A 12,306-nucleotide genomic window follows, 5' to 3' on the forward strand; every position below is an offset into this window, starting at 1 on the left:
CAAATAAATAAATTTATTTGCTGGCTTCGGCTCGCTTTTTTATTATTATTTTTAATAAACTCTGCCATTTTGTAAATGTCAGACGCTCATAATTTTTATATTTAGCTTTCTAGCATTTAAAAAATTACTAGTTTTATTGTTGCTAGCTATAAACTCGCTTAATAATAGCTGACAACTTCATTAATAATTAAATATACAAAAATATAAAAGTTATAATATAGTATTAAGCAAATTACCATATAAAAAATTAATACAAAAGCATAAACAATTCCTAAAGCAGTAATTATAAAAATATAAAAAAGCTCATTGCAAAAAAGTGATTCTATATTATATTTGTATTTAATAAAAATGATAAAAATATATTTAAACTTTTTTATTTTTTTGTATAATTAATACAATATAAAAAATATAGGATAAAATAATGAATGATATGACTCTATACATCATAATAGCTTCAATATTTGCAGCTATATTGATAGCTACAATTATAATGATAAAAAATATATTCTCAAAAAATAAGAATAAGCCTAAAAAAAATACAAAAAAATTAATGACAGAATTGGAAAAGAATATAGCAGAAAATGAAAATGACTTTGATTCATTATATAAGCTGGCAGTTCTGGAAGAAGAATATGGAAGTTTAGATAAAGCATTAGAGAAATATGAAAAACTTATAGAAAATAGATATTTCAAAAATAACGGCATAAATGAAATAGAAATATACAAAAAATTAGAAATAGGATATTCGCAGTTAGAAGATAAAGAAAAAAGTTTTAAATATTCTCTTCTAATTGCAAAAGCTGAGCCTAATAATACATACTATTCTATTAAATTAGGCTATATATTAGGAAAAGAAGGTAAATATAAATTAGCATGCGAACATTTTAATAAAATAATAGCCTCAAAAAAAGATTTAGGTATAGAAGAGCTAAAAGTAGCAGCATTATCTTTCTTTATGATAAAAGATCATAAAAAATCTATAACATTTTTGGAAACATTGTATAAAAAAATGACAAATGAAAATGCAGATAAATCAGAAATATGTAATTTAGAAATTTTATTAGTATATATGTATATTTCAGTTGATGAGCTTAATATAGCAATTAAATTTATGCAGCAAATATTATCTAATAATAAAATAAGCGATGAACATAGACTGCATATTAATAGAATGTATATGTACACATTATATAAGCTTTCTGATAATCAAAGATTTATTGATTCATACAAAAAAATGATAAATTTATATGATTTAGACAGCAGTACAGATAAAAAATATGCAGGTATTTTATTTGATTTTGCTTTTTATTCTTATTTCTTAAAAGATATAGATTCTTCTATAAGATATTTTTCAAAATTAAACTCTTATCATATGCTTGAATATAGTGTTTACTTTTTGGATAAAGTGCTTAAATATCTTAATGAAGTTAATAAGGCATTTAATCAATTAACCAAATTAAGAAATACTATGAAGTTAAACGATGAAAAATATGCAAATGAAAGATATGATAAATATGTAGATACTGAATTAATAGCTACATGGGAAAATGTGCTTAGTTTATGGGAGGCTAATTTTAGTAATTTTGATCATATTAATTCTTTAGTTGCTGTAGAAAATACAATGAATATTGATAAATTACTAGAGGAATATAATACTGAACAAAAATTATCTGATGATAATAAGCAGAAAAGAATCAATGATATAGATGTTATATATTCATTAAGCAAGAGTAATTTTAAAAAGCTATGTCAGGATATTATAAAAAATAAGTTATCATATTCAATACTGCAGGAATATTCTGATAATGTTATAAGTTATGAATATGGAGATGATGTTAATTATTTAGCATATCCTAATGGAAAAAGCAAAAAAGAATTAACTTTAATTTCTATAAAAAGATGGAAAAATAAAGAGGTTGGAGAACTTATAATTAGGGATTTTCTGCTTATGGTAAATGAATCTGGTGCTAAAAACGGAATATTAATTCTTCCTGTAAGATTATCAAACAGTGCTAAAAGCTATGCAAGTCATAATGAAAAAATTACTGTTTATTCCAGAAGTCAGTTTAATTCATTTTTGAAAAATAACTTTGTAAAATAATTATTTATTTAATTATTAAATGCAGTAATTATAAAAGCTGAATCTGATTTCAGCAAAAAATATAAAAATAATAAGCTTGAATTTATAATAGATTTGGCTGTCAGCTATAAATATTTAATTAAATAAAAAAAATTATTTTGCTTCTTTAGAATCAGAATCTTTTGTTTCATCTATAAGTTTTATAAGCTCATTAGATCTTAAGGCTATGCTTTCTTTAAAAGCTAATAAAGTATCATTACCTGCTTTATTGCTTGCTATTTCTCTTTTTAAAAGATCTGCTATATTAAGACAGGCAAGTATTGCTATTGTATCTCTTGGATAATTAGAACCATAATGTTCAGATATATCATTCATACTATCATTTACAAACTCAGCAATTTCTTTTAAATATTCAGTATTTTCATCTTGAGATTTTATACTCAATATTCTGCCGTATATATTTACCTCTACAATATTATCCATAATTATTACCTATTATAATTATTTTGATTTATTCTATTTATAATTATTTTGATTTATTCTCTATTTTGATTTATTATCAAAGAAAAACTCCTCTTCTTCATCATCTCCGAACATATACTGATCATCTTCATTTATATCAAATTCATAATTATCTTCTTTATCAGCAATTTCTTCAGTTTCCTCAATATTTAATTCTTTTGATTCTTCCTCTAAAGATTTTATATCATTATCCCAGCTGGAATCAGATGCATTGCTGAAAGGATCTTCATCTTCTGTAACCTTAATATTTGAAGTTTTTTTTATGTCTTTTATTTCCGCTGTATTATCATTTGAATTAATTTCCGTTTTATATTCTTCATATTCATCATTTATTTTTTCTTCTTCTGCTATATCAGAAATTTCTTCTTCTATTTCTGATATCTCTTCTTTAATTTCTTTCACCTCTTTTTTAATTTCTTTAATTTCTTCTTCTCTATCTTTCATATCATTTTCAATAGCATTATTTTCTTTATTAAAATTATTATTAAAATTTTCTGTATTATTATTGACTACTGATGCATGATGATTTTTATTAGATTCAAAATTAGATTTTCTTACATTATCTATTCTATTTATTAAAATACTCAATTTTTCCTGAAGTTCATTGTTTTCTTTGCTTAAATCATCTATTGTTCTCACTGCTTTGTCTAATTCTTTTTTTAAATTATCATTTTCTTCTAGCAAAGAAGATGAATCTTTTTCTAAATTTTCTAAATTATGTTTTAGAGTATCTCTTTCTATTCTAGTAGCTTCTAACTGTTTTATTAAATTATCTTTATCTTCTTTTATGGAATTATAATTATCTGTAGCATTTCTTTTATCTGCTTCCAAAATAGTTTTTTCATCTTTGAGCATATTAAAGCTGTCTCTTGCTTTTGTCAAAGTATCTATTAATTCTTCTTTTTCTGATTTAAGCTGTTCTATTGTTTTTAATAATTCCTTATTATCAAATAAAATTGATTGATATTCATCTAAAAAATCTTTTAATTTTTCTTCTAAAATAGTAAATTCTTTCAATTTTTAACTCCAAAAAAAACTATTTAAAATTATATCACATATAAATTCAATTGTCAATTTTTTATTTATATGTTAAAATAAAATAATTATATAAAAAATTAAGCGAAACAGCAGTATTTATTATTATGAATAAAATATTAAATATGAATAAAATATTAAAATTAATAGCATTAAATTTAATAATAATTTGTTCAATAGTTTACGGACAATCTCCATATACAGAGAAAGAACAAAAACTATTAAAAGGTATAGTAAATGTATGGCCCTATATAGGAATTGAGCCTGTAAGACCTACAAAAAGCTATATGCCTTTTGACTATATACATGAAAGCCATAAAAGAGAATCAGCTTTAAAAACTTCTTTTTCTTCAAGATTATTATATGAGCTTTCAACTATAGAAATTCATATGAATACTATAATAGGCGTAAATTTGAAAAGCGGACATTTCAGTATGCCTAATATGTATTTATCTATTGGAAAGAGCTTTCATTTTGATTGGATATTTTCCGCCACTCCTTTTGTAACTATGACTTCTAAATTTGATGTGTTTAATAAAAATGATGCCAGAGGAGATATAGGATTATATGATGCAGGTATAGAGGCTGTTGCCTTAACTAGAATATTATTATCTTTCAGAATGAAGGCTGTTAATGATATTAATGGTTCTACATTTATGCTGCTTCCTTCCGTTATTGACAGTGAATCTGAAGATTTTGCTCCGCATTGGTATTTGCCTAGAATTAATAATGAAATGGGTTTCAGAGCAGGATTTATAGGGTATTATTATGAATTATCATATTCGCAGGGGTATTCAAAAGATTCAAATCCTTTAGCTGCTGCTTTCAAAATTAACGGAGATTATTTCAAAGCCCAATTTCTATATCAGTATAATAATAAAAATTCTCTGTCCCCTGATAAATTCAAAAATTTTTATGAAGAAAATTTAAATAATAAAACTCATCATTTAGTACAATTATCTGCTATGGGAAGAGTTCCTTTGCTTAATAATCAAATATGGATTAATATGCTTGGAGAATATACTTGGAGAGATAATGATGCACATTATTTGAAATTTGAACTTGGATTTGAATGGAAAATGATTAATATTGCTGTAAGACCTTTATTTTATATACCTGTAAATTATGATGATGATAATAAAAATAAATTTGATATGAGTAAAGATTTATTTTGTTTTGAATATTCTCTCTATTTAAAATTTGATCCTATATACTTTGGTTTTCAAGGCTCTACTGACGGAAGATATTATATTGCTATGAAGGCTGTATTTTAATCAATTTATTATGTTTTAATAATACAAATATTAAAAAAAAAAATTTTACAGGTATATAAATAAAGTTTTAAAAAATATTTTCACTTTCCGTCCTAGTGATTTTTAAATTTATAATATATATAATAAAAAACATAATTATAAATTTTATTTTTTATTATATAAAATATATAAATATTTATAAGTCATTTATTATAAAATATTGACATAAAAATTAAGTAATATATCATTATCATAATAATTTGGAGAGAATAATAATTGAGAAATTTAAATCTTAATGAAGATATACTGAGTAAATACTTATTAGATGATTTTAACAGCGAAGATAATTCATTTATAGAAAATGAATTGCAAAAAAGATTATTAGGTTATGATATAATAGAATTAGAAATAGGATGCGGAAACGGTAAGTTTATAGTTGAGCTTGCTATGAATAATAGAGATAAATATTTTGTAGGTATTGAATATTCTTATAAGGCTGCTAAAAAAGCTGTATCAAAGGCTTATAAAAGAGATATTAAAAATCTTACTATAATATTCGGCGAAGCTAATAATGTTATAGATAAATATTTAAATGGAAAATATTTTTTTGATAAAATATATTTAAATTTCCCAGATCCTTGGCCCAAAAAGAAGCATTCCCATAGAAGAATTTTTAATAAAAATTTTCTAAATAAAATGCATCCTATACTCAAAGATAACGGTATATTTTATTCTGTAACCGATGATGATAATTATGCATTAGAGATAATGAATATATTGTATAAAGAATCAGATAATTTCAAAAATATTTTAAATAGTGAATATGTTCATCAATTGGAAGGATATGGAGTTACGCTTTATGAAGAAAAGATGAGGGCTGCAGGACATAATATATACTTTTTTGCACATTCCAAAAATATTTAATAGTTTATATTTATTATTTCATATAATAGCAAATATATTATATAAATTTTATTAAATTAAAAAAATCTGATTTTATAAAAAATATTTTTTATTAATGCATCAAATTTTAACTAATTTCAATTAATAAATATAATGATGCTGTTATAATATGAAATTTGGTATAAAAAAGTTCATTAATATTAAAATATAGTAATATAATAAGAAAATAGATTTTATATTATGTTAATTTCGCTTGACAAAATTCGTACTTCATAGTATGATAATTTAAAATTGTATTGTATACTAGTTATAGTTATCTTAAATTTTGATAATTGTATAATTAAATAAATTATTTTTTAAGGAGATGAAAATGGCTGTACCAAAGCATAGAAAATCAAAAGCCAAAAAAAGATCAAGACAAGCTGCTAATGATAAAAGATTTTTGGGTTCATTATCAATATGTCCTCAATGCGGTTCAGAAAGAATGCCTCATAGAATATGCCCTGAATGCGGTTTTTATAAAGACAGAGTTATTAAAGCTCCGAAAACTCAGAATGCAGGATAATAAAATAATTTAGGAATTATTATGAATTTAGCCATAGATGTAGCCAGCGGAGAAAAACCTTTAGAAGAATTGGTATTAGGCGTTTTAAATGCATTATCCGAAAATAAAGATATTAATTTAATCTTGGTAGGCAATGAAAAAAAAATATCAAAAGCAATATCTAAAGCAAAATGCGATCATAAAAGAATAGATATCAGACATACTGATGAAGTTATAGATATGAATGAAAGCCCCGCTAACGGCATAAAACATAAAAAAAACGCCTCCGTTTTATTGGCTGCTCGTTTGGTTAAAGATAAAGAAGCAGAAGGCTTCTTTTCTCCTGGTAATACAGGTGCTACTTTGGCGGCAGCTCTCACAGAGGTAGGCCGTATAAAAGGTGTTATGCGTCCCCCTCTTGTATCTACGCTTCCAAAAATTAACGGCGAGTTCTGTATGTTAGATATGGGGGCTAATGTAGATTGTACTCCTGATTATATTGTTCAGTTTGCTGTTATGGGAAGAGTATTTGCAAAAAGATATTTAAAAATAAATAATCCTAGAGTAGGACTTCTTAATATAGGGGAAGAGGATTCTAAAGGCAATGCTGATACTAAGAAATTTTTTGAAAGATTTCAAAAAATGAAAAAAATAAACTTTATAGGCAATATAGAACCTAATGATATGCTGAAATCCGATGTAGTTGATGTAGTTGTAGCTGACGGTTTTGACGGAAATATAGTATTAAAGACTATAGAAGGAACAGCATCTTTAATTGTAAGTATGCTGAAATCCGAAATAAAGAAGAATCCTGTAAGTGTTATGGGAGGACTTATGATGAAGCCTGTATTCGGCAGTTTAAAATCTAAAATGAGTTCTGATTCTTATGGTTCTGCTATACTGCTTGGTTTAAATGGCGGTGCTTTTGTAGGACATGGAAAAACCAGCGGTACAGGTATAAAAAATGCTGTACTTAATATGTATAAATTTTTGGATGCAAAAGTAAATGAAAAAATAGCGAAAGAACTTCACGATTCAGGAGCTAAGAGAAGAATTTTTTAATAAATTTAATAAGAAGAATTTTTTAATAAATTAAGAATTTTTTAAATATATAATTTTATAGAGGAATTTTGTAATGGTATATATTAAATCTTGTAAGAGTGTTTATAAAAATAAAAAAACTAATATGGCAGCCTCAGATTTGGCATTAATTCCAATAAATGAAGTTATTAAAGATATTAGTCCTAATGATATAGATGCTATCATTTGTGCTACAGTTACTAAAGATTATGTTTATCCTTCTACTGCCTGTATTTTATCAGGAAAAATTAAAGCTTCTAATGCCTTTTCTTTTGATATAGAAAGCGACTTTACAGGGTTTTTATCGGCATTAAGACTAGCTTATGCTTTTATTGAAAGTAATAGATATAAAAATATATTGGTAGTTGCCACAGAATCATTTTATATATGCGATGATGAAAATAGATTTGATGATGCAAGCGTGGCGGCTCTGATTACTAATGAAAAATCTGATATTCAAATAGATTTTGTTGACTCTGTAACTGACGGAAGTGCTTTAGAAAATTGTTATATTCCTATGGGAGGAACTGCTAAGCCTTATACTAAAGAGGGTGTATTAAATAAAGAACATTTTATTTCTATAAAAAACAGCAGTATTTTTGAAGAAGAAGCTAAAAAAGCAGGATTATATGTTAAAGATATTTTATCTTCCAATAATATAAATCCTAATTTTTATATACCATCTTATTCTACAAAAGATTCATATAATGCTTTTGTTAATGCTTTATCTGTAAATGAAGATATAGTATATTCTAAAATGGTAAATGCCAATTCATCTTTAAGTGCTTCATCTGGAGTGGCATTATCTATGGCTTTAGAAGATGGTTTTATAAAGAAAAACAGTAAGGTAGCTATATGCGGCTATGGAAGCGGTTATACAAAATCCGTAGCTGTAGTTTCTATAAATTAATACTATTATAATTATTAATAGTGTTTAATAATTTAATTAGTGAAGGATTGATAATATGAAATTAGCTAAATTTCGTTTTGGTGGAGTCCATCCGCATGACAGTAAGGATACAGCTGATATATCTTCATCAACTTTATCCAATCCCCCTAAAAGCATTTTAATATCTATGTCTCAGCATATAGGTGCTCCAGCTAAGATGCTAAAGAAGAAAGGGGAAAAAGTAGAGAGAGGCGAACTTATAGGAGAAGCCAATGGTTATGTTTCAGGTAATGTTCATTCATCTGTAACAGGAACGATAGCATCTGCAGAGATTGCTCCTCCGCCTTTAGGACGCGGAGCTGATGCTTTGCTTATCAATATTGACAGCAGTGCTAATAATTTGTCTTATTTCGAAAGTTCAGATTATATGTCTATGTCTGCAGAAGAAATGTCCGAAAAGATTCAGAAAGCAGGTATAGTTGGTATGGGCGGAGCTACTTTCCCAACCCATGTTAAAGTTGATGGTGCTGCTAAAGGCGGCGGAGATACCTTAATAATCAACGGAGTAGAATGCGAGCCTTATATTACAAGCGATTACAGACTTATGCTTGAATATACTCAGGATTTATTCAAAGGTATTGAAATTTTAAGAAAAATTATACCTTCTATAAAAAGAACTATCATAGGAATAGAAAATAATAAGCCTAAAGCAATAGAAGAAATGGCTAAAATAGGTAAAGAGCATAATGTAGAAGTTATACCTTTAAGGCTCAGATACCCTCAAGGTGCAGAAAAAACTCTTATAGAAGCTGTAATTGGAAAATTTGTGCCTGTAAGCAAACTTCCTATAGATATCGGCGTTATAGTTGTAAATGTTGCAACTCTTTATGCTATATATGAAGCGGTAGCTAAAGATAAGCCTCTTATAGAAAGACTAGTTACTGTTTCGGGCGATGCTATAAAAGAACATAAAAATATATGGCTTCCTTTAGGTACTCCGATTTCGCATGTAGCAGAAGAATGCGGAGGTATTACTGCTGAAAATGTGCTTGTTATTGCAGGAGGTCCTATGATGGGTGCAAGCATACCTAGCCTTGATCAATGCGTTAATAAAGGTACTAACTCTTTGCTTTTCTTGAATAAAGATAAATTACCTAAAGAAACAGAATATCCTTGTATTAAATGCGGAAGATGCGGTAATGCATGTCCTCTAAGATTGTCTCCTACTGAAATGGCTCATACTGCTAAAGCAAAAATCAAAGATAAATTGAATGATTATGATATAGCAACATGTTTTGAATGCGGCTGCTGTACTTATATATGTCCTTCAAAAATACCTTTGGTTCAGTGGATTAGATTTGGTAAAGACTTATTAAGAAGATAATTAAGGAGATAATAATGAAATTTTATACAGAATCATCTCCGCATGTAAAAGATGGAGATACTACCAATAAGATAATGTTAAGAGTTATTATAGCTCTTATGCCTGCTGTTATATATAGTGTAATATTATTCGGTGCTAAAGTTATTGTACTATATTTAGCTGCAATTATAAGCTGCATACTTTCTACTGTAATAGTAAAAAAAGTGAGAAAAAAACCTCTGCTTCCGGATTATGCTGTAATCGTTACTGCTATACTTTTGGTTATGACTCTTCCTCCTGCATCTAATGTAACTATGGTTGTAATAGGAAGTGTTGTTGCTATAGTTTTTGCAAAAGAAGTTTTCGGAGGATTAGGTTCTAATATATTCAACCCTGCTTTAGTTGGAAGAGCTTTTTTACAGGTAGCATTCCCTGCACAAATGACTATTTACACTCCTCCTGCAAGAGTTCCTTTTTTAGGAGTATTTGAAAATATAGTTAAGGATTTAAATTTAACTGTTTCAGGAGCAACTCAGGCTTTAGATGCTGCAGGTGCCTTGACTTCAGCAACACCTTTAACTTTCTTAAAATTTAATGCTGTTGATTTCGGAGGTTCTTTAGCTTCTCAAATACAAATAGAATCTCATTATTATTTACAAATGTTATTAGGAAGTACAGCAGGTGCTATAGGCGAAACTTCATTCCTTTTGCTTTTAATAGGCGGAATATATTTATTAATTACTAAAACTATAGATTGGAGAATTCCTCTTGGAATGTTTATATCATTAGCTTTTGTAAGTCTGCTTCTTTGCTTAGCGATGCCCGGAAAAATACCATCTCCTATATATCAAGTGCTAGCAGGCGGTTTCGCACTTGGTGCATTCTTTATGGCTACTGATATGGTTACCTGCCCTTCAAGTCATTTAGGTGCTTGGATATATGCTGTTTTAATAGGTTCTGTACTTGCTATATTAAGAGCATTCGGTTCTTCTCCTGAATATATGATGTATTCTATACTTATAGGAAATATGTTTATGCCTTTAATTGCTATGCTTACACGCCCTATGCCTGTTGGTAAAAAAGAGTTAATTGCTATTAATAAAGCTAATGCACAAAAAGATGGAGGTAAATAATTATGAAAAAAGAAGTTGGTTATTCTGCTGTTATTTCAGTGACAATGACAGCATTGCTTGCAGGTTTTCTGCTTTCATTTATATATTCTTCTTTTGAAAAGGATATTATAGCAAATAATGAAAAAACTGTAATTAATGGTGTTAAAGCTGTTATAGAAAATGCTGATGAGCTTGAAGGACCTTTAACTGAAAATTCTGCTTATACATATTATGTCGGTAAAAAATCAGACGGTACTGTAGTAGGTTATGCTATGCTTTCTTCTGCAGGAGGATACAACGGACAAATTAAAGTTCTAGTTGGTTTTGATGCTGATATCACTAAAATTACTGATATAGTCATTACTGAACAGGCTGAAACTCCGGGACTTGGCGCCAAAGTAACTGAGACTGCTTTTAGAAATCAATTTAAAGACAAAAGCTCTCTTCTTTCTTTAGCTGTTGTTAAAGGAATAAAACCTGAAGAAGCTAAGGAGGCTGAAATAGCTGCTATAAGCGGTGCTACTATATCTTCTTCTTCTGTTGTTACTGCGGTTAATAGTGCTAAAGATGAGGCTGTTAATTTGTTTAAAAATTAAATCGGAGTTTTTATGTATAATCAAGATGAATTAGACTCAAAAATTCTTGATGAACTAAAAAAGTGTAAAGATAAAAATGAGGTAGAGTTAGTTTTTAATAATAATAATATAGATGATACTGATATTAAAACTAAATATTTAAATAGTCTTATCGGCAATCCTGATACTGATTATTCCTCTGAATATATTAGCCCTGAAGACAAATATAAAGCAAAATTAGAAACTTTTTTTGATGAAGATATTAGGGCTATTTTAAAAATATATGATAGTATGGAGAAAAAGAATTAAATGCATAAGGATTTTAAAATAGATAGCAATATTTTAGAATATATATCTAAAAAATTTAATGTCAATCTTAATGATATTCAAATATTTAAAAAATATTTTGAGAAAGAATGTCAAAATATAGTAGAAAGTCAATATTTGGCACATATTATAAGATTATTTGAAATCCTTATCAGAAAAAAAACAAAAAATCCATTGTTTATAATACTATTAAAACCATTTATGGATGAGAAATTAAATTATTTTGGTCAAATTGAACATATAAAAGGAAAATTTGCAAAAATATCATACCCTAAATATGATAATACTAAAGACAATAAAGAGTATATAAGACAGATTAGGGTTATAATAGCACATGAATTAGGGCATTTATTTATATCAGAACTTTTAGATAAAAATGCTCAAGATTTTACATCTCATCCGTATTCATCTATATTTGGTATATTAACTATCATAGAAAAAAATAGATTCTATGAAGATAATGCTAAAAATTATAATCATAATAGCTGTAACCATATAATAGATGATTTTTACTCTTTACCAAAATAAAATTATAAGGCTTATAAAATATTAATTATTTTATAAGCCTTTTTTATTTTATTAATAATACAAAACCATTTTTATTTTTTAATCTTTATATACTT

Annotated in this window: 13 protein-coding genes; 11 read left to right on the plus strand and 2 right to left on the minus strand. The window is 26.9% G+C overall.

All coding sequences use genetic code 11. From position 1 onward, the window contains the following. The first annotated feature begins 421 nt into the window (after positions 1–421). Entirely contained in the window at positions 422–2,101 is a 1,680-nt protein-coding gene (locus tag QZ288_RS00005; protein ID WP_295153633.1) for a restriction endonuclease, read from the plus strand. A gap of 132 nt (positions 2,102–2,233) precedes the next feature. Here the strand turns inward: QZ288_RS00005 and QZ288_RS00010 are convergent, their stop codons facing one another. Both QZ288_RS00010 and QZ288_RS00015 read right to left on the minus strand, forming a co-directional pair. Continuing rightward, the gene (locus tag QZ288_RS00010; RefSeq protein ID WP_295153635.1) at positions 2,234–2,563 is read right to left on the minus strand and encodes a cell division protein ZapA; all 330 of its coding nucleotides are present in this window, start codon (positions 2,561–2,563) and stop codon (positions 2,234–2,236) included. A 60-nt stretch (positions 2,564–2,623) separates the two neighbouring features. After that, complete coding sequence (locus tag QZ288_RS00015) at positions 2,624–3,619, minus strand: hypothetical protein (RefSeq protein WP_295153637.1); 996 nt, start codon at positions 3,617–3,619, stop codon at positions 2,624–2,626. A 143-nt stretch (positions 3,620–3,762) separates the two neighbouring features. Here QZ288_RS00015 and QZ288_RS00020 point away from each other — a divergent pair, with 143 nt between their 5' ends. The 10 genes from QZ288_RS00020 to QZ288_RS00065 all read left to right on the plus strand — a co-directional run bounded on the left by QZ288_RS00020 (position 3,763) and on the right by QZ288_RS00065 (position 12,211). Beyond that, a complete protein-coding gene (locus QZ288_RS00020) occupies positions 3,763–4,911 on the plus strand; it encodes a hypothetical protein (protein ID WP_295153923.1) in 1,149 nt (382 codons plus the stop codon). Positions 4,912–5,166: 255 nt separating this feature from the next. After that, the gene (gene trmB, locus QZ288_RS00025) at positions 5,167–5,814 is read left to right on the plus strand and encodes a tRNA (guanosine(46)-N7)-methyltransferase TrmB (protein ID WP_295153639.1); all 648 of its coding nucleotides are present in this window, start codon (positions 5,167–5,169) and stop codon (positions 5,812–5,814) included. Between the two features lie 349 nt (positions 5,815–6,163). Continuing rightward, positions 6,164–6,358 carry a 50S ribosomal protein L32 gene (gene rpmF / locus QZ288_RS00030; RefSeq protein WP_295153641.1) on the plus strand — a complete coding sequence of 65 codons (195 nt, stop codon included), beginning with the start codon at positions 6,164–6,166 and terminating at the stop codon, positions 6,356–6,358. Positions 6,359–6,379: 21 nt separating this feature from the next. After that, positions 6,380–7,399 carry a phosphate acyltransferase PlsX gene (plsX, locus tag QZ288_RS00035; protein ID WP_295153643.1) on the plus strand — a complete coding sequence of 340 codons (1,020 nt, stop codon included), beginning with the start codon at positions 6,380–6,382 and terminating at the stop codon, positions 7,397–7,399. A 73-nt stretch (positions 7,400–7,472) separates the two neighbouring features. Continuing rightward, positions 7,473–8,327, plus strand: coding sequence for a 3-oxoacyl-[acyl-carrier-protein] synthase III C-terminal domain-containing protein (locus QZ288_RS00040; RefSeq protein ID WP_295153645.1), 855 nt, complete (start codon positions 7,473–7,475; stop codon positions 8,325–8,327). Between the two features lie 55 nt (positions 8,328–8,382). Then, on the plus strand, positions 8,383–9,690 hold the full coding sequence (gene rsxC, locus QZ288_RS00045) for an electron transport complex subunit RsxC (protein ID WP_295153647.1): 1,308 nt from the start codon (positions 8,383–8,385) through the stop codon (positions 9,688–9,690). Between the two features lie 14 nt (positions 9,691–9,704). Further along, positions 9,705–10,802 (plus strand): RnfABCDGE type electron transport complex subunit D, encoded by a 1,098-nt coding sequence (locus QZ288_RS00050; RefSeq protein ID WP_295153649.1) that lies wholly within the window; start codon positions 9,705–9,707, stop codon positions 10,800–10,802. Between the two features lie 2 nt (positions 10,803–10,804). Further along, complete coding sequence (locus QZ288_RS00055) at positions 10,805–11,377, plus strand: FMN-binding protein (protein ID WP_295153651.1); 573 nt, start codon at positions 10,805–10,807, stop codon at positions 11,375–11,377. Between the two features lie 12 nt (positions 11,378–11,389). After that, positions 11,390–11,665, plus strand: coding sequence for a hypothetical protein (locus tag QZ288_RS00060; RefSeq protein WP_295153653.1), 276 nt, complete (start codon positions 11,390–11,392; stop codon positions 11,663–11,665). Continuing rightward, on the plus strand, positions 11,666–12,211 hold the full coding sequence (locus tag QZ288_RS00065; RefSeq protein ID WP_295153655.1) for a hypothetical protein: 546 nt from the start codon (positions 11,666–11,668) through the stop codon (positions 12,209–12,211). The last annotated feature ends 95 nt before the right edge of the window (positions 12,212–12,306 follow it).

The sequence above is a fragment of the uncultured Brachyspira sp. genome, from assembly GCF_910578695.1.
Classification (GTDB): domain Bacteria; phylum Spirochaetota; class Brachyspiria; order Brachyspirales; family Brachyspiraceae; genus Brachyspira.